Annotated in this window: 21 protein-coding genes; 12 read left to right on the top strand and 9 right to left on the bottom strand. The window is 69.7% G+C overall.

The genetic code is table 11. The annotated features are described in order from the left end of the window. The first annotated feature begins 13 nt into the window (after positions 1-13). Genes ON34_RS18600 through ON34_RS18590 form a run of 3 tightly spaced genes read left to right on the top strand, consistent with a single transcriptional unit; the run spans position 14 to position 2156 of the window. Positions 14-1258: an AAA family ATPase gene (locus ON34_RS18600; RefSeq protein WP_040780903.1), complete on the top strand. Its 1245-nt coding sequence runs from the start codon at positions 14-16 to the stop codon at positions 1256-1258. Positions 1259-1278: 20 nt separating this feature from the next. Then, positions 1279-1608, top strand: a complete 330-nt coding sequence (locus ON34_RS18595) for a hypothetical protein (protein ID WP_040780901.1) — start codon at positions 1279-1281, stop codon at positions 1606-1608. A 23-nt stretch (positions 1609-1631) separates the two neighbouring features. Further along, complete coding sequence (locus ON34_RS18590; protein ID WP_083889536.1) at positions 1632-2156, top strand: GNAT family N-acetyltransferase; 525 nt, start codon at positions 1632-1634, stop codon at positions 2154-2156. A gap of 77 nt (positions 2157-2233) precedes the next feature. Here ON34_RS18590 and ON34_RS18585 read toward each other — a convergent pair whose 3' ends face one another. Further along, the gene (locus ON34_RS18585) at positions 2234-2884 is read right to left on the bottom strand and encodes an ACT domain-containing protein (protein ID WP_040780894.1); all 651 of its coding nucleotides are present in this window, start codon (positions 2882-2884) and stop codon (positions 2234-2236) included. Positions 2885-3323: 439 nt separating this feature from the next. Here ON34_RS18585 and gatC point away from each other — a divergent pair, with 439 nt between their 5' ends. Together gatC and gatA are read left to right on the top strand one after the other, a co-directional pair. Further along, the gene (gene gatC, locus ON34_RS18580; protein WP_040780891.1) at positions 3324-3623 is read left to right on the top strand and encodes an Asp-tRNA(Asn)/Glu-tRNA(Gln) amidotransferase subunit GatC; all 300 of its coding nucleotides are present in this window, start codon (positions 3324-3326) and stop codon (positions 3621-3623) included. Then, positions 3620-5101, top strand: a complete 1482-nt coding sequence (gene gatA / locus ON34_RS18575) for an Asp-tRNA(Asn)/Glu-tRNA(Gln) amidotransferase subunit GatA (RefSeq protein WP_040780888.1) — start codon at positions 3620-3622, stop codon at positions 5099-5101. The genes gatC and gatA overlap by 4 nt, the downstream gene beginning before the upstream one ends. A gap of 83 nt (positions 5102-5184) precedes the next feature. On the opposite strand, the gene ON34_RS18570 is transcribed toward gatA, so the two are convergent. Further along, positions 5185-6117: an SDR family NAD(P)-dependent oxidoreductase gene (locus ON34_RS18570; protein WP_040780886.1), complete on the bottom strand. Its 933-nt coding sequence runs from the start codon at positions 6115-6117 to the stop codon at positions 5185-5187. Between the two features lie 109 nt (positions 6118-6226). Here ON34_RS18570 and ON34_RS18565 point away from each other — a divergent pair, with 109 nt between their 5' ends. Further along, positions 6227-6814, top strand: a complete 588-nt coding sequence (locus tag ON34_RS18565; RefSeq protein ID WP_040780884.1) for a TetR/AcrR family transcriptional regulator — start codon at positions 6227-6229, stop codon at positions 6812-6814. A gap of 192 nt (positions 6815-7006) precedes the next feature. Here the strand turns inward: ON34_RS18565 and ON34_RS18560 are convergent, their stop codons facing one another. The 3 genes from ON34_RS18560 to ON34_RS18550 are packed head-to-tail and all read right to left on the bottom strand — an operon-like array spanning position 7007 to position 9657. Then, entirely contained in the window at positions 7007-7453 is a 447-nt protein-coding gene (locus tag ON34_RS18560; protein WP_040780882.1) for an SRPBCC domain-containing protein, read from the bottom strand. A 42-nt stretch (positions 7454-7495) separates the two neighbouring features. Beyond that, positions 7496-8875 (bottom strand): alpha/beta-hydrolase family protein, encoded by a 1380-nt coding sequence (locus ON34_RS18555; protein WP_051022825.1) that lies wholly within the window; start codon positions 8873-8875, stop codon positions 7496-7498. Further along, the gene (locus ON34_RS18550) at positions 8872-9657 is read right to left on the bottom strand and encodes a hypothetical protein (protein ID WP_051022824.1); all 786 of its coding nucleotides are present in this window, start codon (positions 9655-9657) and stop codon (positions 8872-8874) included. The genes ON34_RS18555 and ON34_RS18550 overlap by 4 nt, the downstream gene beginning before the upstream one ends. Positions 9658-9825: 168 nt before the next feature. On the opposite strand from ON34_RS18550, the gene ON34_RS18545 reads away from it, so the two are divergent. Then, positions 9826-11046, top strand: a complete 1221-nt coding sequence (locus ON34_RS18545; protein WP_051022823.1) for a sensor histidine kinase — start codon at positions 9826-9828, stop codon at positions 11044-11046. 144 nt (positions 11047-11190) lie between these two features. Further along, entirely contained in the window at positions 11191-11856 is a 666-nt protein-coding gene (locus tag ON34_RS18540; RefSeq protein ID WP_040780878.1) for a response regulator, read from the top strand. 7 nt (positions 11857-11863) lie between these two features. Here the strand turns inward: ON34_RS18540 and ON34_RS18535 are convergent, their stop codons facing one another. Then, positions 11864-12757 (bottom strand): serine hydrolase, encoded by an 894-nt coding sequence (locus ON34_RS18535; RefSeq protein ID WP_040780877.1) that lies wholly within the window; start codon positions 12755-12757, stop codon positions 11864-11866. A gap of 268 nt (positions 12758-13025) precedes the next feature. Here ON34_RS18535 and ON34_RS18530 point away from each other — a divergent pair, with 268 nt between their 5' ends. After that, positions 13026-14870: a serine/threonine-protein kinase gene (locus ON34_RS18530; protein WP_083889559.1), complete on the top strand. Its 1845-nt coding sequence runs from the start codon at positions 13026-13028 to the stop codon at positions 14868-14870. Positions 14871-14875: 5 nt separating this feature from the next. Here the strand turns inward: ON34_RS18530 and ON34_RS18525 are convergent, their stop codons facing one another. The 3 genes from ON34_RS18525 to ON34_RS18515 are packed head-to-tail and all read right to left on the bottom strand — an operon-like array spanning position 14876 to position 18433. After that, on the bottom strand, positions 14876-17368 hold the full coding sequence (locus tag ON34_RS18525) for an FtsX-like permease family protein (protein WP_040780876.1): 2493 nt from the start codon (positions 17366-17368) through the stop codon (positions 14876-14878). Further along, the gene (locus ON34_RS18520; RefSeq protein WP_040780875.1) at positions 17365-18072 is read right to left on the bottom strand and encodes an ABC transporter ATP-binding protein; all 708 of its coding nucleotides are present in this window, start codon (positions 18070-18072) and stop codon (positions 17365-17367) included. The genes ON34_RS18525 and ON34_RS18520 overlap by 4 nt, the downstream gene beginning before the upstream one ends. Before the next feature lie 52 nt (positions 18073-18124). Next, positions 18125-18433: a hypothetical protein gene (locus ON34_RS18515; protein ID WP_040780873.1), complete on the bottom strand. Its 309-nt coding sequence runs from the start codon at positions 18431-18433 to the stop codon at positions 18125-18127. 159 nt (positions 18434-18592) lie between these two features. On the opposite strand from ON34_RS18515, the gene ON34_RS18510 reads away from it, so the two are divergent. The 3 genes from ON34_RS18510 to ON34_RS37190 all read left to right on the top strand — a co-directional run bounded on the left by ON34_RS18510 (position 18593) and on the right by ON34_RS37190 (position 23181). Further along, on the top strand, positions 18593-19906 hold the full coding sequence (locus ON34_RS18510) for a sensor histidine kinase (protein WP_063821705.1): 1314 nt from the start codon (positions 18593-18595) through the stop codon (positions 19904-19906). A gap of 160 nt (positions 19907-20066) precedes the next feature. After that, positions 20067-20756 carry a response regulator gene (locus tag ON34_RS18505; RefSeq protein ID WP_174372053.1) on the top strand — a complete coding sequence of 230 codons (690 nt, stop codon included), beginning with the start codon at positions 20067-20069 and terminating at the stop codon, positions 20754-20756. Between the two features lie 70 nt (positions 20757-20826). Next, positions 20827-23181, top strand: a complete 2355-nt coding sequence (locus ON34_RS37190) for a serine/threonine-protein kinase (RefSeq protein WP_245548092.1) — start codon at positions 20827-20829, stop codon at positions 23179-23181. Positions 23182-23313: the final 132 nt, after the last annotated feature.

The raw sequence follows: 23313 nt of genomic DNA, 5'->3' as shown, positions 1-23313 counted from the left end.
GAAGTATGGCGGCATGCTGCGCAGTTTTCAGGTGACCAATCACAGATCGCTGGCCGACAAGCAGGAGTTGCGGTTCACGAAGGGGAGCGGGCCGGTGGCCGTGCCGGTGACGGCCGTTCACGGTGGCGCCGCGGCGGGCAAGACGAACCTGATCGATGCGCTCGCGCAGATGCGGGACGCGGTGTTGCACTCGGTCACCGGGTGGGACCCGTACGCGGGGCCGGTGCGGGCGCCGCATCTCGGATTCCCGGATCGGCCTTCGGAATTCGTGGCCGCGTTCGTCGCCGAGGGGGTGCCCTACACCTACGGGTTCCGGCTGGACAACGCCGACGTGAGCGCGGAATGGCTGCACACCCACCCGCGCTCGCGCAAGCGAATCGTGTTCGAGCGCAGCGGGGAACAGATCAAGATCGGCCCGATGTTCGAGGCGGCTCGCTACGGCATCGCGGCGCTGGTGCCGCTGGTCCGTCCGAACGCCTTGCTGCTCAGCCTGGCCGGGCAGATGTACTCCGACGCGCTGGTGCCCGCGTACCGATGGTTCGACTCCATGCTCGAGGTCCAGCACGGCCCCGCCGAGCCGGACGCCATCGCCCACCGGCTGGGCGGTCACCTGTCCCGATCGCCGGAGAACGCGGCCCGACTGCTGATGCTGCTGCGCACCGCCGACCTTGGCATCACCGATCTGCTCCTCGCCGAGAACGACCCCATGTACGCCGACTACCTGCGCGAACTGGACGCGGACATCGCGGGGCTGGCCAAACAGATCGAGCTGTGCGCCACCTCACCCGGCTACGCCGACCAGTTGCTGCGCGACAACGGCCTCACCGGCGTCCTGCTCGACCGTGAGCTGACCAACCTGAAGGCCGCCCGCGACGCCCTGTACGCGCGGATGGTGGCCCGGCGCGGCGTCGGCCTCGGCCTGGTCCACGACGGCATCCCCAACCCGTTCGACATCCGCGACGAATCGTCGGCGACGCTGTCGCTGCTGCGGGTGCTACCGGCCATGCTCGATGCGCTGGACGCGGGCCGGGTCCTCGCCGTCGACGACATCGGCGCATGCCTGCCCGCCGAGGAGGCCGATCGGCTGATCCAGCTGTTCCAGAATCCGGAGACCAATTCCCATGGCGCGCAGTTGATCTTCACCACCAGCAATCGCGGGCTCATCGATCGGGGCAACGGCCGCTCGCAACGCACCCGCAGCTCGGTGTGGCAGGTTCGGCGCACCGGTCACGGCACCAGTGAGCTGGCGCCGGTGTAGCGCGCACCTAGCATGGGGGCATGCTGGAGTTCGTCTCGCTGGTAATCCTGACCGCGGCGCTGGCGTCGATGATCGTGCTCGCCCTCCGCGGCCGCACGGGCGTCCGGCCGACGAACCCGGAGCAGGGGACGTTGTACATCACCGGGGTGAGCCCGCGCCCCGACCTCCCCGGCGAGCAGTACGTGACCATCACGGGCAACCTCACCGGCCCTTCGGTGCCGGGCACGGTCGTCTACGGCCGCTTCACCTGGGACACCAGCTCCTGGCCGGAAATCGGCGATCTGCTCACCGTCGTCTATCCCGCGGGCAAGCCGGAACGGTGGCAGATCTCTCAGCCGGACGTGACGTAGCCCCCACTACGGCTGGTGGCATCATGCCGGGTATGGATGTGCGGGACACCGGCGTCGTCGTCCGGACGGCGACACCGGAGGAGTACGGCGCCGTCGGGGAGCTGACGGTGGAGGTCTACGTCGGCGAGGGTTATGTCCGCGCGAACAGCCCCTATGTGGAGGAGTTGGCCGATCCGGCCCGCCGCGCGGCCTCCACCCAGATCCTCGTCGCCACCCACGCCGACCGGATCGTCGGCTCCTTGACCGTCGCCCGCCCTGGCACCCCGTACGCGGAGACCGCGTTGCCGGGTGAACTCGAGTTCCGCATGCTCGCCGTGGCGAAGTCGGCGCGTGGTCTCGGCGCCGGAAGCGCGTTGGTGCGCACCGTGATCCAGCTGGCCCGAGCGGAAGGATTCACCGCCGTGGCCCTGACAACCATGCCCGCCATGGTCGAGGCCCGCCGGATCTACGACCGCCTCGGCTTCCTCCCCATCCCCAGCCGAGACTGGCACACCACCCTCGGCGACCCCCTCCACGTCCTCCGCCTACCCCTCCACCTGGCGGCATAACGCCGAGTGGCACACCACGGAGGGGCCTTCTCGCACTTTGCCGCAGCGACGTGCCACTCGCCGCAAGGGAACGGGAGTCAGCCGAGGACGGTGGCGACGATGCCGGCGAGGTAGCCGAGGCGGGCTACCTCGGAGGGGCGGAAGTCGGGGCCGCCCGGGCGGCCGAGCAGCAGGACTTTGCCGGTGTTGCCGAGTGGGGCGGCAGCCAGTTTGGTGTCCATGTCGCGCCAGATCTGCGGCACCCAGTCGGCCTCGGGATCGAGCACGGTGGGCTTCTCCAGCGGCATCCACGGTGCCGAACCCGCCTGTGTCTGCGGCGCACTGGGGCTCCCCACCACCCGGTAGGCGCCGTGCGGGCCGACGTCGATGATCGTGCTCCAGCCGACCCGCAGGACCCGTGGCACCCCGTCGACCAGCACCTGTAGCCGGTCGTCGCGGGCGCTGGCCACATGATCGATGAGTTCGAGTTCCCGGTGGGTGTCGAGTACGCCGGAGTAGGGGCGGATCGAATCCACGTGCACGTCGCCGAGCGATTCGGCCGCGGTGATCAGGGTGTCGGGCAGCGCGCCCGCGGGCACCTCGACGACCAGATCGTCGACGGCGTAGCCGGCGCCCCGCTCCACCACATCCAGCGACAGGATGTCGGCGCCGACGGAGCCGAGTGCGAGAGCGAGCGAACCGAGGCTTCCCGGTCGATCCGGAAGTTGCACGCGGAGTAGATACGACACGTGCGTTCCTTTCCTTGGGCGGCCGAGGTTCTGAACGGATACCCGGGTAACGCAATAATTACACCCCTACGGGCCGGTTATCGAGTCGAAGCGCCTCCAGTGACACACGCCACTGGGAAGATTCGAGCAAAGGCGGCGTGTCGGGCTATTCGGGGAATTCGTGTCGTGAGACGGGCGTGGTTGCCAGCTGCCTGCTCGGCAGGGATGGCCCGCCCGGTCGGACGTAGCGCGGGGTGCCGGGATGGGACGGTCGTCGCCGGTGATCAGCCGGATGCCTCTCCTCGGCGCGGCCCCGTCCGGGCTGCGGCGGAGTGCGTTCGGCCGCGCCATTAAGCTATTGCATGTCATACACGCAATAGCGTGTTGCGCATGCTGAACGCCGTCCGCCGTGAGCGGAGCCGGTCTGAACTATTGAACCGAAGCCGAAAGGGGTCCCGCGGTGCCCGCCATCTCCCGTGACGAGGTCGCACACCTCGCCCGGCTGTCCCGGCTCGCCCTGTCCGACGCCGAACTGGATCAGTTCGCCGGACAGCTGGATTCGATCCTGAGCCACGTGCGGACCATCTCCGAGGTCGCCGCCGCCGACGTCCCGGCCACCGCGTCGCCGAACCCGGCGACGAACGTGACCCGCCCCGACGAAGTGGTGCCCGGACTGACCCCGCAGGAAGCGCTGTCCGGCGCGCCCGCGGTGGAAGAGCAGCGGTTCATGGTGCCGCAGATCCTGGGAGAGGCCGAATGAGCGCGGCATCGGACCTGACCACGCTGTCGGCGGCCGAGCTGGCCGAGAAGATCCACGGCGGCGAACTCTCCTCGGTGGAGGTCACCCAGGCGCATCTGGATCGGATCGCCGCGGTCGACGGTGAATACCACGCCTTCCTGCATGTCGCGCCGGAGCGGGCGCTGGCGGCCGCGGCCGAGGTGGACGCCGCGATCGCGTCGGGCGCCGCGCCCGCCTCGCCGCTGGCCGGAGTTCCCTTGGCGCTCAAGGACGTATTCACCACCACGGACATGCCCACCACGTGCGCGTCGAAGATCCTCGAGGGCTGGGTGTCGCCGTACGACGCCACGGTCACCTCGAAGCTGCGCGCCGCGGGCATCCCGATCCTCGGCAAGACCAACATGGACGAGTTCGCGATGGGCTCCTCCACCGAGAACTCCGCCTACGGACCGACCCGCAACCCGTGGGACACCACCCGCATCCCGGGCGGCTCGGGCGGCGGTTCCGCGGCCGCGCTGGCCTCGAACCAGGCGCCGCTGGCCATCGGCACCGACACCGGCGGGTCGATCCGCCAGCCCGCCGCCGTGACCGCGACCGTCGGCACCAAGCCGACCTACGGCACGGTGTCGCGCTTCGGCCTGGTCGCCTGCGCGTCGTCGCTGGACCAGGGCGGTCCGTGCGGCCGGACGGTGCTGGACACCGCGCTGCTGCACGAGGTGATCGCCGGATACGACCCGCGCGATTCCACCTCCCGCGATGTGCCGGTGCCGCCGGTGGTGGCCGCCGCGCGCGCGGGGGCGCAGGGCGATCTGCGCGGGGTGAAAGTCGGTGTTGTGAAGGAACTGCACTCCGACAGCTACCAGCCCGGCGTGCTCGCCTCGTTCGACGCCGCGGTGGCGGTGCTGAAGGATCTCGGCGCCGAGGTGGTCGAAGTGTCCTGTCCACACTTCGAATACGGGCTGGCGTCCTACTACCTGGTGATGCCGTCGGAGGTGTCGTCGAACCTGGCGCGGTTCGACGCCATGCGCTACGGCCTGCGTGTGGCCGACGACGGGCAGCACAGCGCCGAGCAGGTCATGGCGGCCACGCGCGCGGCCGGGTTCGGTCCGGAAGTCAAGCGGCGCATCATGATCGGCACCTACGCGCTGTCGGCGGGGTACTACGACGCCTACTACGGCCAGGCGCTGAAGGTGCGTACGCTCATCGCCCGCGACTTCGACAAGGCCTACGAGCAGGTCGACGTGCTCGTCTCGCCGACGAGCCCGTTCACCCCGTGGAAGCTGGGTGAGAAGGTCGACGACCCGCTGGCCATGTACCTGTCGGACCTGTGCACCCTGCCCACCAACCTGGCCGGGCACCCGGCCATGTCGGTTCCGTCCGGCCTGAGCCAGGACGACGGCATGCCCGTCGGCCTCCAGATCATGGCCCCCGCCCTCGCCGACGACCGCCTCTACCGGGTGGGCGCCGCCTACGAAGCCGCGCGCGGCCCCGTCGCCTGACGCGCTGGTCCTCGCGGAGCCGCTCGGTTCCGGGTGAAGAACCGAGCAGCTTTGCGAGGCTGAGCGTGCGGGAGCGGCCGGACCTATGCGGGCCAGCTGAATTCGGGGTCGGTCGCGTAGTCCTGGCGTCGCTGGCCCAGTGCGAGTGACACCATCTGGTGCGCGCCTGGGCCGATGATCTTGCGAAGCGGGGGATTCGGCATGTTCACGAGCGCAATCAGGCCTGCGGCGCCGACTTCCGGCGGCGCTTCGATCCATTCGGATTCGGTGCCGGGCGCGTCGGTATCCGTCGCCGAGTCGTCTCGGGGAGCGGCGGATTCCCCCGGCTCGCCAGCCGGGTCGGGTCCGCTGTGTTCGGTCGGCGTGACGTCGGCGGGTGCGGCCGTCGGATAGTCGGGCATGCCGAGGATCGCGGTGCGCAGGTCCGCGTAGGCCGGAATGCCGGTGGCGAACCGCATGCTCGACTTGGCCCAGTCGGTGTCGAAGCCGCCCAGCTGGGCGAGGGTTACCCGGACGCCGAAGGGACGCAGTTCGTCGGCGAGTGCGGCGCTGAGACCTTCCAGCGCCCACTTGCTGGCGTTGTAGATGCCGAACAGCGGCAGGCTGCCCACGGCGCCGACCGTGGAGATCTGCACGATGTGCCCGCGGCCCTGGGCGCGCAGACGCGGTGCGGCCGCCTGCGAAACCCACAGCGCGCCATAGAAATTGGTGTCCATCTGGTCGCGGATCTGAGCTTCGGTCAGTTCCTCGACTGCGCCGACCAGGCCGTAGCCCGCGTTGTTCACGATCACATCGATCGTGCCCATCAGCGTGAACGCCTTGTCCACCGTGGCGGTCACGCGCTCGCGGTCGCGAACGTCCAAGGGCAGCACGGTGAGTCGGTCGTGGGTGAGCCCCGCCATGGACTCCGGGTTCCGCGCGGTCGCGACGACACGGTCGCCCTCGGCGAGCGCGGCCGTCGTGAACGCCCGGCCGAGTCCGCGGTTGGCGCCGGTGATGAACCAGGTTCTGGTCACGGAAGATCCTTTCGTCACGAGACGCTCCGTCTCGTTTGCGACTATGCCGAGCGGAACAACGCCTTGTCAATACGAGACGTTTCGTCTCGTTGACTGCTAGGGTGACGGCATGCCCGACAGGCCCACCGCCGCGCGGCGCAGCGAGCGGGCCCGCGCCGCGATTCTCGCCGCTGCCGCCGAGCTGATCCGCGAGCTGCCCTACGTGAAACTGAGCATCGAAGCCATCGCGGCCCGTGCGGGTGTCGGCAAGCAGACCATCTACCGCTGGTGGCCGTCGAAGGGAGCGGTGGTCTTCGACGCCATGCTCGAATCCGACTCCGGCCCCGCGGGGCTCGCGCTGCCGGACACCGGCGACGTCGCCGCCGATCTGCGCGAATTGCTGCGCGGCTCGATCGCCGCGCTGACCGACCCCGGGTACGAATCCTTCCTCCGCGCCCTGTACATCGAGATCCAGCAGGACCCGGAGCTGGCCGCCACCTACCGCGAACGCCTCTTGCTGCCGCAGCGCTCGGCCATCGCCGACCGGCTCGCCGCCGCCGTCGACGCGGGTGAACTCCGCGCGGGCCTGGATCTGGAGCTCGCGATCGATCTGCTGCTCGGCCCGATCCAAACCCGGTGGTCACTGGGTCTCGGCGGGCTCACCGAGTCCTATGCCGATGCGGCTCTCGATGCGGCACTGGCCCATATGCGCGCATGAATTCCTCCTCGCGCATGACGAGGCCGCACCCGACTTCGGCGGGAGTGTCCTGGCGATGGTTCTGGAGGTCGGCGGTCGCCACATCCGGTGTCATGGTCCCGTTGACGCTGCGAACTGCCACGCCGCTTATCGTGGGGTGATCTCGCGGACAGGATGCGACGCGAAGGTGCGGAGGGCGAGGGTGTAGCCCTGTCAGGCGGTTCTGAGCGACTCGGCTTGTTCGCGGATGCCTTCGGTCATGCCCTCGAAGCCGCGTCGCAGATTCTTGCCGAGCAGCGCGACGACCACGGGATGCAGCCATCCTCCGAGTTCGAAGTGCGACTCGTATCGGGTGCGGTCGTCCGCGAGGGGAGTCACGGTGTGTGAGCGCAGGCTGTGCAGCGCGCCGAGGGGGACCGGTTTCATCGCGTAGCTGAATTCGCGGCCGGGCGTGTGGGAGCGGATCCATTCGCGCTGTTTGCGCGGGCTGGCACCGGAGAGGTGGACGAGCATGTCGATCGGCTCGCCGGGAACCAGGGAGCTGCGGCACTCCGAGACGAACGGATTCCATTCGCCGTAGCGGGGGAGGTCGGTGATCACCTGCCAGACCAGCTCGGCGGGAGCATCGATGTCGACGGCAAGGTCGATGACAAAGGCCATGAGGAAATTAGAACACGTTCTACGAATGCGGGTGGGAGCGGCTCAGCAGACGCCCATGGCGGTCCCCTGGTCGAACCCATAGCGGTGGCCGTGCCCGGGAGGAGCGTCGAGAGCGGCGAGCAGGTCGGCCGTGGTCTGCGCGAAGCTGATCAGCGGAAGCCACTGGGGAACCGGAGCGTCGACCCTGGCGCCGGTGAGATCCGGAGCGCGCCACAGCTGTGCGAGCGACCAGTGGATCACCGGGTCGGAAGTGTTGGCCAGCACGGTCGCGCCGCCGTGGTGGACGTGGTTGGCCGGGGGTCCGGCCCACAGCGCCGCGCAGGTTCGGTTGTCCTGGTCGGCGTCGTCGGCGAAGACGGCGTTGCCGCCCAGCGCGCCGAGGCTCTGGCCGTACACATAGAGCTTCGGCTTGTGCGTCAGGCCCCGAAGGTGGTTCTCCACGGCGGTGAACAGGCTGCGCGCGGCGGCGACCGCGGCGTCGCGGCCGAACACGAATGTCGCCCAGCTCGGCATATAGGAGTACTGCAGACCGACCAGCGCCACGTCGCCATCGAAGCGCTGGTCGAATCCCGCGACGGCGTTCGCGTCGATCCACCCCGACCCGGTCGGCACCGCGACGACCAGATGCGAGCGTGCGAAGCCGCCGGAACGCTCCAGTTCCCGAATCGCCAAGGCGACGCGGCTGTCCAGGTCCGGCGCCGAAGCCACCCCGACGTAGACCCGCACGGCTCGCACCGGCGCGTCGCTGACGAACTTACGTCCCTGCGCGCCCAGCGACGACCAGCTCACCGCCGACGCGGCGCTACCCGACCCAGTATGCGAAAGGGGCCGGACCAGAGCGGGATCCAGCTCGGCATTGGCGCTGGCGTACACCGACTCCCGCCACCCGACGACAGCGGGCACACCGACGAGATACAGCAGAATCGCCAGGACCGCGGTCAGCGAAACTCCCCGCGCCCAGCCCAGCCTGCGCAGTGCCCAGGCGATCGAGCGGGTCGTGCCGACGAACAGCCCGACGATCAGCGCAGCGCCCAGCGCACACCGCAACCAGTAGTCCGTTCCGATCCGTGGTGTTCCCATCGCCGCGCGCAGCCGGTTCTGCCAGTGGCCCGCGTTCGCCGCCGCACCCACGATCAGCACCGACATCGCGATCAGCAGGGGTAGCCGCACCCAGCCGTGGCGCTGGTCGATGTCGAAACCGAACCGTCGCAGGATGACGCGCAGGACCCCCGCGACGCCGAGCGTGATCGCCGTGAGGAGCCCCGTCAGCACGGCTTGGGCGCTGGGCGTACGGGGCAGCAGCCCGGGCGCCAATGATGCCAGGACGCCGATCCCGGTCCCGAGTGTCGTGCCGATCCGTGGCGGCAGGATCCGGCGCACAGCCCCGCACGGTGTGGTAGCCCAGTGGAGCGCAGCTGTCATCTCCGAACCCCTGATACCCCAGTGGTATTCGCCGCGAACGCGCCCCCGCGCCGCCGATTGCGCACGGTGAGAACGGCGCCGATTCCGGCGATTCCGGCGGCGAGCACTCCGAGCAGCTGCCAGCTCGCCGTCGAATCGGAATCCGCGGCCCCGAGCAGGTGCTCGACCACCGGCGCGCCGTAGTCCTGGCGACGGGAATTCAAATCGACCGCCGTGTTCGCGATCGACGCCATCGCATCGCAGCGAGCGCGGGAGAACGGATCCACCCGGGTCGCGCATGCCTCGTGCATCTGCCGGTCCAGCGTCGCGTCCAGAGCTTGCCGAGCCCACGGCCCCAACGGCTCGCCCCTCCGGTCGGCGTAGCGCAGCAGGTCGTAGCCCAGATCGTGGGCCTTGCACGCGGTATCGAACTCGGCGGGCAAGGTCACCGGCGAGGAGCAGTCGCCCCGTGGATTCACCACGAGGCCGTCCACGGCGCTCGGACGGTAGCCGAACGACGCGACGAAGTCCGGCGGGATGACGCTGAGCGCGCCCGGACCACCCGCGGTCAGTTCGGCGACGGCGGCGCTCGCCTGCGCGCTCTCGACCGGCGCGGCCGCCGCGGCGGCCTGCGGCGCGGGTGCGAGAAACGCCGTCGCCGCCATGGTGGTCAACGCCGTCGCCGTCAGCGCGGCGTAGCGTCGCGTCGGTCCGGTAACGGAAGAAGTTGTGGCGGAAGGCTTTCGGGCTCCTGCGGCCGATGCGGACCGGGTCACGGGTCCTGCGCTGGTCGGTGTGCTCATGGCGACGACGTTAGGGAATGCGTTCGCGCGGGCGCCTCACACCCGGGGAGGTTTCCCGCGCCGCGCCGTCGGGGGAGCGGCCGTACCGGTGTCGCACCGGGGTAGCGGGTCAGAAATCACCCCTGCGTATGAGGCCGCGGTCGGCTGGAGGTTTCTAGTGTCGTAGGCATGAATCGACAGAGTCGTGCCTGGGCGCGGCGATTGGACGCACGCACCTGGTTCGACCTCGGCACGCTGCTGGTCGCGCTGATCTGGTACTCGGTGGCCTGGCCGACCTTGCATCTGACCCACGCGGTGCCGTCGGCCGCGCAGCCGTTCATCGCGGCGCTGGCCGCGTTGCCGGTGCTGCTGGTACGGATCAACCCGGCTTTGGGGTGGGCGATCTCGGCGGGCTCGGCGCTGGTGATCGCGCTGGCCATTCCGCATCAGCCGAACAACGAGCTGCCGTTCCAGGTCGTGCACGTGCTGTGCCTGCTGGTGCTGCTGTTCGCGGTGGCGGTGCGCGCGCAGGGACAGATCGTGGCGGTCGCCTGGGCCGCGACGGCGCTGTTGTTCGCGACCACCATGCCCGGCGAAGGGGAGGCGTTCGCGAGCGCCGCGTGGGGCTGGCCGATCGCGCTCGCGGCGCTGGTGCTGTTCGGGCTGCTCATCCGCTGGTTGGTGCTGTCGCGGCGACAGCTGGTGCGCCAGGAAGAGGAGAACGAACTCGAGCGGGCCCGCCGGGCCATCCTGGAGGAGAAGGCCCGCATCGCCCGCGACCTGCACGACGTGGTCGCCCACCACATGTCCCTGGTCGTCGTCCAGGCCCAGACCGCGCCCTACCGGGTCGAGGGCGTCACCCCGGCCGCTCGCGCCGAGTTCGAGTCGATCGGCGCCACGGCCCGCGAGGCGCTCAACGAGATCCGCGGCATGCTCGGCGTCCTGCGCAGCGACGGCCAACTGCCCGAGCACGCGCCGCAGCCGAAAGCCGTCGACGTGGTCGGCCTGTTCGAGGGCGCGCGACGCGCGGGAGTCCAGGTCACCTGGACGGTCGAGGGCGCGCTGGACACGATCCCGGAGACCACCGGACTCGCCCTCTATCGCGTCGCCCAGGAGTCACTGTCCAACGCCTCCCGCCACGCACCGGGCGCCGCGGTCCAGGTGCGCATTGCGTGCGGCGCGGACCTGCTGCTCACGGTCGGCAACGGCCCGGGAGCCACGGCCACCCGCCCGGTGGGCAACGGCGGCCACGGCATCGCGGGCATGCAGGCGCGGGCGGTCGCCGTCGGCGGCGAGGTGTCGGCCGGTCCCCGCGCCGACGGCGGCTTCGAAGTCCGGGCCCGCCTCCCACTCGCGCTGTCGAACATCGGCGCCACCACCACACTCGCGCCCGCGACGTCGGAACAGTGAGCGTTCGAACGGGATCGGTTTGTCGGACCGGTTCGCCGCCGGGTATCGCATGAAGGTACTCGCCGCCCGCGAGATGGACCGATCGGCTCGAGCAATGCGGGGCAGCGGGACAGCGCGTGTGCGAGCGGCAATTAGGGTGGGCGGGTGGCAATTACCGTGTTGATCGCCGATGACCAGGCCATGGTGCGGCAGGGGTTCGGGGCACTGCTCGCGGCTCAGCCGGACATCAGCGTCGTCGGCGACGCGGCGGACGGGAAGGTCGCGGTGGCCGAGGCCAAGCGGCTGCGCCCGGATGTCGTCCTGATGGACGTGCGCATGCCGGAGATGAACGGACTGGACGCGGCCCGCGCCATCCTGGCCGCCGGATTCGATCCTCCGGTGCGCGTGCTGATGCTCACCACCTTCGACATCGACGACTACGTCTACGAGGCGCTGAGCCTCGGCGCCAGCGGATTCCTGCTGAAGGACGCGCCCGCCGAGGAACTGGTCCGCGCGGTGCGGGTGGTCGCCGACGGTCAGGCGCTGCTCGCGCCGACCGTCACCCGCAGGCTCATCGCCGATGTCACCCGCCGCCGCAATGCCGTGCGGGCCAAGCCAGCGCCGGAGCTGACCGCGCTCACCCCGCGCGAGCGAGAGGTACTGGAGCTGATCGCCAAAGGCATGTCGAACGCCGAGATCGCCGAGGCACTCTTCGTCGCCGAGCAGACCGTGAAAACCCATGTGTCCAAGGTCTTCTCGAAGCTGAACCTGCGCGACCGCGCCCAGGCCGTCGTCCTGGCCTACGAGACCGGCCTCGTCACTCCGGGCTGACCCGCCCTCACAGCGGTGGGCAGGACCCGCCGCGCACCTCGTCGAGATGACGTCCCAGCAGCTGCGCCATCCGGCTCAGGATGGCGGTGGCGTCGTCGAAGGTGCCGGAATCGGCCTGCGCCGCGAGCGCGACCGCGATCATGCCGGACCGGACCGGCACCAGGCCGAACTGGCGGACGGTGTAGACGCCGGTCACGTCGTCCGGCCCCCAGCCGCCCTTGAAGGCCGTGCCCTCCAGCACACCGAGACCCCACGCCTGCTCGGGTGTGATCTCCGTCATCAACTCGGTGACGTGGAACGTCTCGGGTAGGCACGGCAGCCGGGACGCGAAGCGGGCCTGGTTGGCCAGCGTCCATTCGGTCCCGCCGAAGGAGTTGTAGTCCAGCGTGGTGCGCGGACCCGCGACACCGGTCGCGGCGTCACCCGCTTCGTCGATCACGTCCTGCACCGCCTTGGCGGCTTCCAGACCGTCGCCGAGCGACCGCCACAGCGCGTCGGCGGCGCCGTTGTCCGACCAGGTGATGGCGGCCTCCACCTCCTGCAGGATGCCTTCTCCTCGGTCGTGCCGCAGCGCCGCGATCGCGAGCGGGACCTTGATGGTCGACCACGCGATGCCGCTGACCCAGTCGCCGAAGATGGTCATCCGGCCGCCGCCGACGGGCATGATCGCCATGCCGACCTGCCCGGCCAGCTGCGGCTGCAGCTGAGTGAAGTCGGCGGCCAGCGAGTCGGGCATGGAGACCGCGAGGTTCGACCGCCACGTCCCGGCGGTGTCGACGACGATCGGGGGCGCTTCGGCGGCCGGCCGGTCGCCGGGAAACAGGGCGCACGAGGTCAGCGTGAGCAGCACCACCATCGCCGAAGCGCGCAGCACCGAACCAGATCCGGTCGACCTCACCACCGAGTCCTCCCCACCACCACTTGCGCGTGCTCGCTGTTCGTCGGCGGTGCAAAATAGCTGATCGGGCCCGTCCGGCGGGTGACCGGGCGGGAGACATCGTCGCGCGACACGCGACCGCGTCGGGAGAACGATATCTCGGGACATAGTTTCGCCGATTTTCGCGGAGAATTCGAAACGCCGTGGCCACGGCGACACCCGGTAGGCTCCAGGATCTGTACGGAGCGCCCGGACGTCCACGTCCGGCCGTGGGTCACCTGAAGGGGGCGTGTTGCTCAACAGCGGTGCGGTGTTCGCCGGGTTCACCATCGAGAAGCTGCTCGGCCAGGGCGGCATGGGATCGGTGTATCTGGCCCGGCACCCGAGACTGCCGAGGCTGACCGCACTGAAGCTGCTGAGTCGCGAGCTGTTCGCCGACGCCGAGGTGCGGGCGCGGTTCGAGCGGGAGGCGGACCTGGCCGCGCAGCTGGATCATCCGAACATCGTCGCGGTGTACGACCGCGGCACCGAGGACGAGCAGTTGTGGATCTGCATGCAGTACGTCGACGGCGTGGACGCGGCGACGGTGAATCCGCAGATGTTGCCGCCGGAGCGGGCCGTGCAGATCATCGAAGGCGTCGCCGCCGCATTGGATTACGCCCACGGGATGGGCGTGCTGCACCGGGATGTGAAGCCCGCGAACATCATGTTGGCCCGCTCGGTGGGCGGCCACGGGGAACGCGTCTTCCTCACCGACTTCGGCATCGCCCGGTTGCGGGAGGATTCCACCCACCTGACGCAGACCGGCATGTTCACCGCGACGCTCGCCTACGCCTCGCCGGAACAGATGACCGGCGCGCACCTGGACCACCGCTCCGATCAGTACTCACTGGCGTGCACCCTGTACTGGCTGCTGACCGGCGTCGCCCCCTTCGACAACCCGGCCCCGGCCGAGATCATCCGCGGCCATCTCCAGTTGCCGCCGCCCTCGGTCGCGGCCCTGCGCGCCGGACTCTCCGGAGCGCTCGACGCGGTGATCGCGAAGGCGATGGCCAAGCGGCCCGAGGACCGGTACGCGTCCTGCGTCGAGTTCGCCACGGCCGCACGGCAAGCGCTGACCGCGCCCGCACCGACGATCGTGGCGTCGCAGTACCAGCAACAACCAGCGCCCACCGTCATCGCGCAGCCGTCGAGTCCGGCTTATGCAGGGCCGGATGCGAGTGCGCCGACGTATATCGCGGCTGGGTCCGGCCCGGCCTACACCGCACCGCCGCAATACGCCCCGACTCAGGCTGCGGGACAGCAGCTTCCGGTATCCGGAGCATCCGCGGTGGCGCCCTCGAGTTACGCGGCGGCGCCGCAGCAACCCAGCTACCCAACTGCTCCTCCGAGTTATCCTGCGGCGCAATCCCTTCCACCGAATGCACCGCCGATGGGCTACTCACCCCATCAGCCACCCGGCTACCCGCCCGAACGCCGGTCTCATACCGGTCTGATCGTGATGGTCGTACTGATCGTGGTGGCTTTGCTCGGTGGCGTCGGCATCGTCGCCGCGAAGATCGGATTCTCCAATTCCGACTCCGCGTCACCGCTGGATCTCGGCACCAAAGCGCCCACGGGACCGGCGGACGCCGGGACGCTCGCGAAAGCGTTTCCGAACCTGCTGCCGCAAGGTGTGGACACGAAGTACAACGTCGGCTCCGGCCCGGGATATCGGGACAAGACCTGCTTCCTGAAGTCGGCCGATTCGGGTGGCAAGGTGTCCAGCGCCGAGGGTGTGCCGGACTTCCCGAAATGGGCGACGGCCTGGAATTGCTGGGGAACGCCGATCAACGAACCCGACTACGTCCTCGTCGCCTTCCGATCGCCGCAGGACGCACAGGCGGCGGTGCGCGACCTGCCGTCCAATACCGCCGCGACCGAACGCAACAACGGCAAGTCCTATTCGACCTACCGGTGGCAGACGTCCGACAGCGGCTTGCCGGACGGGTTCCTGGTCGTCGATTTCCAGGATGACCCGGCGCGCTCCAGCTACCTGCTGTTCGCCACGGTGACGCTCACCGACCGCATCCCCACCTCGGGATTCGGCATTCCCGCCGCCGAGTTCAAGGACTGGTTCGCCGACCTGCCGCTGTAGCGAGCTCAGTCGACGGCGAGCGCCTCCACGATGGGCAGCCGGGCGGCCCGCAACGCGGGCGGAATCGACCCGAGCAACGCCAGCGCCAGCGCGATCATGCCGTAGACCAGCACCATCGGGCTCGGCTGATAGGCGACGTCGATGGTCAAGGCGTGCCCGATCGCGATCGCGGCCAGATACTGCACCAGGGCGCCGAGAAGCAAACCCAGTGCCGCGCCGACGACTCCGATGCCCACCGCCTCGGCGAGCACCGAACGTATCAGGAACTTGCGCCCGGTGCCCATGGCGCGCAACACCCCGAGCTCCCTGCGGCGTTCCAGCACCGAGAGCATCAACGTGTTGAGCAGCGCGACCGTGGCCACCAGCACCACGATCCAGAGGATGGCATTGCTCATCACCGATCCTTGCCGAATGCTCGACGAGGCCGCGACCACGGTATTCGCGCCGGTGTCGACGTTCAGTTCCGGTGGCACCACGTGGCGGATGGCCGCGAGCACCGCCGCGGGATCGGCGCCGGGTTCGAAGTCGACCGCGATGACCGTCTCGCCGGGCCGCTCGTACCAGGCGCGCATCAGGTCGAGGTCCATCATCACCACGCCCGCGATCGCCGAGAAGTACGGAATCACTTGCAGCACCCGCACGGTACGCGGGCCGGTCGGTGTCGGCAGGGTCAACTCGGCGCCAGCGCTCACGCCCAGCGAGCGCGCCACGTCACGGGAGATCGCCACCCCCTCCCCGGCGGACAGCCGGGCCACGTTCTCGTCGGTGAGCATCCGCATGCGGGTTTCCCTGGCATCCGGCGGAAATCCTTGCAGCATCACGCGACTGGTGCCGAGCGTGGCGAACGCCATCTGCGCCGGGCTGAGATGCGCGACGCCGGGTACGGCCGCGAGCTTGTCCGGCAGATCAGCGGGCAGCAGCGGACCGGTGGGGAATTGCGCCATCGAAGCCGGGCTGACGTAGACGTCGTTCTTGGCCAGATCCTTGAATGTCACGGCGGCCGAGTCGATCATGTTGCTCGAGGCGCCGCTCATGCCGACGGTCGCGGCGACGCCGATCATCACCGTCATGGCCGTTGCCCACACGCGGCGCGGCGCGCGTTCCAGCGTGGTCGCGCCGAGCGCCCCGGGGGCGCGGAACCAGCGTGCGACCCCGGCGGCGGCCCGCACGATCGGACCGGTCGCGGCGAAACACAGCAGAATGGCGGCGACGAACGAGATCGAGATGGCGGTCAGCGAATACCGGCCCAGATCGCTGCCCGCGATCAGCACCGCGGCGCCGACCAGTCCGGCGCCCAGCGCCACGGCGAGCCAGCGCAGCAGCGGGCTCGCCGTATCCGTTCGGCCGACGCCTACCGGAGCCAGCGCCTCGATGGGCCTGACCTTGTACACCTGGCGCGCGGCGAGAGACGCCGCGAGCACACTGGTGAACACGCACGCCGCGACCGCGAACGGAATCACGTACCAGGGCACCAGATACTCGGTGCGCGCCTCCACCGACTGCACGATCGCGGTGGGCAGGGCGCCGATCGCGATCCGGCCCATGAACACGCCGAGCGCCGCGCCGACCGTGCCGCCGAGCACACCGAGCAGCGCCGCTTCGCCCAGCAGGTCACGCACCATCGGCCCACGTCTGCCGCCGATGGCGCGCAGCAGCGACAGCATCGGCCTGCGCTGGGCGATCGCCATGCTCATCGCGTTGTAGATGAGGAATCCCGAGACGATCAGCGCGGCGGCCGAGGCCATCGTGGTGGAGTACCGGACGATCTGCACCACGCCGCCCGCCTGCGCGGTGCGCAAGCTCGGCTCGGCGACCACCGCGCGACCGTCCACCGCGGCGGTCACCGCCGCGCGCAACTGCCCGAGGTCGGCGCCGTCGGCGGGAATGATCTGCACCGAATCCAGCCGCCCCGCCCGATCGGTGATCTTCTGCGCGAGCCCGAGCGGAGCCGCGATGAGGTGCCCGTCGTTGAGTTTCCGGGACGTCTGCTCGTCGAGGACTCCCGCGACCGTGACCGTCGTGCCGCCCAGCGTGAACCGCTCACCCTCGGAGCGGCCGAGCGCCGCGCCGACCAGCACCCCGTTCGGCACCGACAGCAGCTTTCCCGCGGAAGCGCTCATCGGAGCGGTCAATTCGCTGCCCAACGCGGCGATGGTCGAGTCGGCGCCGATCAGCAGCGCACGGTCGGCGCCGGTACCGAGCTGCACACGCAACATCGGCACCGCCACCGCCACACCGGGAGTGCTCGCGATCCGGCCCAGCAACTGCTGGTCGAAACCCGCGTCGGTGACTCCGGTGACCTCCAGCTGCGCCTTGCCGCCGAGACCGCGGGTCAGCCGGTCCACCGAACCGGTCACCGAGCCGGAAATGCTCAGCACCGCGACCAGCAGCGACGCCGAGACACCCATCACGACCAGCGACATCACGGTGCGGCCGCGATGGGCGAGCAGCTCGCCGATATTGAACAGCCGCAGGCGATCCCACGCCGCGCCGATCATGCGTTGACCGTCCGCTCGACCCTGTCGTTGGAGCGGATCCGGCCGTCGCGCAGGGTGATCACCCGATCGCAGTAGGTCACCGCGCCCATGTCGTGGGTCACCATCACCACCGAATTGCCCGATCCGGCGATCTCGCCGAGCAGCTCGAGGATGGCGGCGCCGGTCTTGGAATCGAGGTTTCCGGTGGGCTCGTCGGCCAGGATCAGCGGCGGGTTCATGATCAGCGCCCGCGCCACCGCCACCCGCTGCATCTGCCCGCCGGACAACTCGGCGGGCCGGTGTTCGGCCCGCTCGGCGAGGCCGACCAGGTCGAGCAGCTCCAGCGCGCGCGGCTTGGCCTTCCGCAAACCGGTGCCGTCCAGCAGTTTCGGGATCGCCACGTTCTCCCACGCCGACAGCGTGGGCAGCAGGTTGAAGAACTGGAAGACGAAACCGACTTGATGGCGCCGGAACCGCGACTGCTGCTCCTCGTCGAGCGCGCCGATCTCCTCGCCCCGGAACCGGATCGAGCCCGCGTCGGGACTGTCCAGCGCGCCGAGCAGGTGCAGCAGGGTGCTCTTGCCGGAACCGGACGGCCCGATGATCGAGGTGAATTCACCGGCCTCGATGTGCAAGCCCACCTCGTCGAGCGCGCGGACGGTCTGACCGCCGACCCGGTATTCCTTCGTCACGCCGGATAATTCCAGCACCGCCGGTTCAGACATCCTTGTCCCCCGTTTCCGTTCGGTCGATCAACAGTTCTTCGTTCCTCGCGCGCTACCGCGCCATTGCCTTCGACGCGTGGTTGCGGCGACGATACTGTGCGTCCAGCACCGCGCGCAGCACCGGCTGTTCGGCGGCCAGCTCGAGATATGCCTCGACCTCCGTGAGACCCTGCTCGAGTTTCGCGTCGAAATGGATGTTCCACCGATAGCGCAGCGTGAGCAGCAGTCCTTCCGCGCCACCGAACAGCCGATCCAGCTCGGGGATGTCCGCGAACAAGTCGGGACTGGCGGGATCGGCCGCCGCGCGGGTGAGCACGGTGTGCACGATCTCCGTTCTCGCGTGCTGATCTGTCCAGGACATGGCCTTCGCCTTCCGACGGTGAACTACCGCTCACGGTACGGACGCGAAGGCCGTGTTGTCGTCGTGCCAGGGACCCGAATGCGTCTCCGACCACGGTAGGAGTTGCGGCCCGCTCGCGGGACGATGTACCGCCTCGCGGGCGGCGGCTAGCCTTACAGAATGGGTGTGACCGGCGTCTCCGAAGCACCGCCCGGTACGCCGCGAACCGGGCGGGTGCGTGCCGCGCTACAGCGCACCGGGCAGCGGTGTGTCGAGTTCGGACGCGATCCGGTGGCGGCGTTCCGGCGCAATGTCGAGCAGTTGCCGTTCGACTATCCGCCCTCGGTCATCATCAGCATCGATCTCGCCGTGCTCGTCGTCGCGGTGGCGGCCGCGGTGCAGCGGCACGAGTACTTCCCGACCGTGCTCCCGATCATCGCGGTGCTGCTGACCTATGCTTTCGGTCCGCTGTACGCGTTTCTCGGCGTCATGCCCCGCCCGTTGCTGCTCGGTGTGTTCGCCATGGCGGCGGAAGCGCTGTTCCTCGCCCAGCCCGTCAGCGCCGACTTCGCGCCGTTCGTGCTGGTGGCCGCGGCGGGTGAGATCGCGGCCATCGCGCCGAAGCGGGTGAGCGTTCCGGTCACGGTGGCGATGATGCTGCAATTGGTCGCGTTCGACGTGATCGGTCACGTGCCGGAGGGATTGCCGACCTACCTGGTCGGCATCGCGTTCGGCTGGATGGCCGGGCTGATGATGCAGTATCAGCGCCGCTTCCTCTACCAGGAACGCGGCTACCAGGACATCCGCGCCGCGCAGGCCGCCGACGAGGAGCGTCACCGGATCGCCCGCGAAGTGCACGACGTGATCGCGCACTCGCTGAGCGTGACCCTGCTGCATCTCACCGCGGCGCGGCACGCGCTCGAGACCGACCGCGACGTGGACGAGGCCGTGGAGGCGCTGACCGACGCCGAGCGACTCGGCAGGCAGGCCATGGCCGATATCCGCCGCACGGTCGGCCTGCTCGACGCGCGGCCGTGGAAGCAGGTGGCGGAGCCGAGTGTGGAGGACATCCGGGACTTGGTCGGCGATTTCGTGCGCGCCGGGTTGGACGTGCGCTACGAATGCGAGGGCGACCTCGGCGCGGTGTCGCCCGCCGTCGGGCTGGCGCTGTACCGGATCGGTCAGGAGTCGCTGGCGAATGTCGTCAAACACGCGCCGGGCGCGTCCGCCTCGATCCGGATCGCGGTCGACGCGGCTATGGTGACGCTGACGGTGGACAACACGTTGCCCGCCGGGGTGCCGCAACAACGCGGCGCGGGAATGGGCGTCTCCGGGATGCGGCAGCGCGCCGAGTTGCTCGGCGGCCGGATGACGGTCGGCCCGACCGACCACGGCTGGTCGGTGCGGGCAGGCATTCCGCTCGCGCCCGCTCGCGGCGGATTCTCGTGTTCGATACTGCCCGGCGCCACGACCACACCACGGGAGGGTGCGTGAGAGAGCGTCATCGAATGAGCCGACGACGCCGCGCTCGCGCGCACGACGGAGTCGCGTTCGGGCGAGCCGGAGCTGTGCGGGCGCGTCAGCGAGGGAGCCGGAGGCGCAGCGCGCTCCCGTGCACGAGGCAGCCGCGTCTCGGCGGGGCGGTCTCGTGAGCATGACCTCGCCCGCGAGCGCGGAAGCCGCCGTGACCGTGCTGGTGGTGGACGATCAGGAACTCGTGCGCGGCGGCTTGCGGCGCATCCTGCGCAGGCGCGATGGATTCGTGGTGACCGAATGCGCCGATGGCGACGAGGTGCCCGCCGCCGTCGCGGAGTTCCATCCCGACGTCGTGCTCATGGATCTGCGCATGAAGCGTGTCGGCGGCATCGACGCCACCCGGGCACTGCGGGCGCGCGAGGGCGCCCCGCCGGTGCTGGTGCTCACCACCTTCGACGACGACCAGCTGCTGTCCGGCGCGCTGCGGGCCGGCGCCGCCGGATTCATCCTCAAGGACTCGCCCGCCGAGGACCTCATCCGCGCGGTGCGGACGGTCGCGGGCGGCGGAGCCTGGCTCGACCCGGCGGTCACCGGTCGCGTGCTCTCGGCCTACCGCATGGTGCGGCCGGTGAGCACCCGCTCCGACACGCGCCTGTCCGAACTGACCGCCCGTGAGTACGAGGTGCTCGAATTGATCGGCCGCGGCCGGGTGAACGCGGAAATCGCCCGGGAACTCGGCATCTCGGAAGTGACCGTGAAAAGCCATGTCGGGCATATTTTCGGTAAGCTCGACCTCCGGGATCGGGCCGCGGCGATCGTGTTCGCGTTTGACCACGGAGTGGTGACACCCGGAGAATCCACTCGTTGACGGGTGGGCTCCGGTCGCGGACCGCGTGATCCCGGTGTGCGATCCCTACTCGGGATGTGGAGGATGACGGGTGCAGGAGTCCGGGCCGAGAACCGGGACGCGGTTCGGGCCATACGAACTGCGGTCGTTGCTGGGCAAAGGGGGAATGGGGGAGGTCTATGAGGCCTACGACACGCTGAAGGACCGGTTGGTCGCGGTCAAGCTGCTGTCGGAAGAACTCGCCAAAGACCCGATGTACCAGGTGCGTTTCCGGCGCGAGTCGCAGGCCGCCGCCCGGCTGGCCGAGCCGCACGTCATCCCCATCCACGACTGGGGCGTGATCGACGGTGTCCTGTTCATCGACATGCGGCTGGTGCGTGGCGTCGACCTGCGTACCCTCCTGCGCGGCCAGGGGCCGCTGAGTCCCGTTCGCGCGGTGGGCATCGTCGAGCAGATCGCGTCGGCGCTGGACGCCGCGCACGCGGCCAACTTGGTGCACCGCGACGTGAAGCCGGCGAACATCCTGGTCACCGACGACGATTTCGCGTACCTCGCCGATTTCGGGATCGCGCACACCGAGGGCGACAGCGCGGTGACCCTCGTCGGCATGGCGGTCGGCTCGTATATCTACATGGCTCCGGAGCGTTTCGACGTCGGGCCGGTTACCGGCCGAGCCGACGTCTATTCGCTGGCGTGTGTGCTGCACGAATGCCTGACCGGAGCAACGCCGTTCCCGGCGAACAGCATGAATGTGCTGATCAAGTCGCATCTTTCCGATCCGCCGCCGCGGCCGAGCGCGCAGGCGCGCGGGATCCCGCCCGCGCTGGACGCGGTGATCACCCGCGGCATGGCCAAGAACCCGGCCGACCGCTTCCCGACCGCCACCGCGTTGGCCGAGGCCGCCCGAGCCGCGCTCGCCCCGGCGCCGTCCACCGGACCGATGCTCGTGGTGCGCGCGCCCGACCGGGCGCAGCGACCAGGTGAGCCGACCGCGAGCGGTGCGGCGGTTTCGCCGGAATCGACGGGTGAGCTGTCGGTCGCCGCCGTGATCCACCCCAGTGCGCCGACGGTCGTGCGGCCGACGGAGACCCAGTTCACGCCGCTTCCGTCGGCGGGCGAACCACCGCCGACACCGTTGGTGGCGAGCGCGCCGTCTCCGCCCAAGGGGGGACTGCCTCCGATGCGTCCCTTCCCGGACGCGCACCTGTACCCGGAGACCGAGGCATATCTGGAGTCTGCGGGATACCCGCAGACCCAGGCGTATTCGGCGCCCCCGACGCAGGCGTATCCAGGCAGTTATGCAGGTTATGCGCCGCACGAACCCGCTGGGGCCGCGCAGGCGTATTCGGAGTACCCCTCGGCGGAGAATCCGGCCCCGGGCGTGGGGACGCACCCCGAGCAGGCGTACCCGGAAACGCCCACGGTGCAGGCGTATTCCGAGATGTCCCCGCAGGCACCGGCCTTTTCCGCGTTCGCCGAGACTCCTCCGCATCCGGGAGCCGAGAATTATCCGGAGACCGAGCAGTATCCGGACCACGGTTTTCCGACCAGCCCGCGTGCCTCGGACGACGTATCCGGGTATCCGGTCCACCAAGACTTGGCGGCGCCGACCCAATACCTTGCCCCTGCCCACGGTCATGCGACTCGCACCGACTATCCGCCACAGGGTGACTATCCGGTGCGTGCCGACTACCCGCCGCTGGATGACCATGCGGTGCGTGACGATCACCCGCCGCAGGGTGGCTATCCGGTGCGCGCCGACGATCTGACATGGGTGGAATTTCCGCCGAATCCCGACCATTCCGCGCAAACCGGCGACCAGCCGCAGGCGGATCACCCGCCACGGGATGACTATCCGGTGCGTGCCGACTACCCGTCGCGCCATGACGACCCGGACGGCTCCTACGACTACGACGATGCCGATTACTCTTCGTCGCGTCCGGGACGTTCCATCGCGCTGCCCATCATGGTCGCGGTGCTGGCCATCGTGGTGGTGACCGTCGGCGGTGCGCTCGCCTGGCAGTCGCTCGGCTCCGGCGGCGTCGAGACGACCTCCGCTGGACGACAGTCCGATACGCCGACTCCGGGAGTGAACCCCATCCGGCCGCAGGCCAGCCCGCCGACCTCGTCCGCCGCGTCCACCTCGGCCAAGCCGACACCGGTCACACTGCCCGCGGGCGCCAAGCCCTGCGGCCAGGGCCAAGCCGCCGCCGGGGCGTTCACCCAGTCGGCGGCGGGCACCGCCGTAACCAGCTGCGCGTTCGCCGAAGAGGTCCGCAGGGCCTACGCCGAACTCGGCACGTCGCAGAACACGGCCCGCGACGCACCCCGCACGGTGGTCGCGACCAGTCCGGTCACCGGCCGGACCTACACGATGAACTGCCAGAGCGAAGGCCAGCTCGTCGTATGCAGTGGCGGCGAGAACGCGGTGGTGTACGTCTACTGACCACCGCTCCCACCCCCGCCCGGAAGCATCGACGGATAAGCGCTGTTCAGCGGCGTGATCCCGCTGGCACTCGGTAAGCTCGAGCTGTGGGCGAGATCTTCCCGCTGCTCTTGATCGGAATGTTCCTCGTCA

The organism is Nocardia pneumoniae NBRC 100136 (genome assembly GCF_000308755.1).
GTDB classification, from domain to species: Bacteria; Actinomycetota; Actinomycetes; order Mycobacteriales; family Mycobacteriaceae; genus Nocardia; species Nocardia pneumoniae.
The sequence above is the reverse complement of the archived record's forward strand: the minus strand, read 5'-3'. Positions and strand labels throughout refer to the sequence as shown.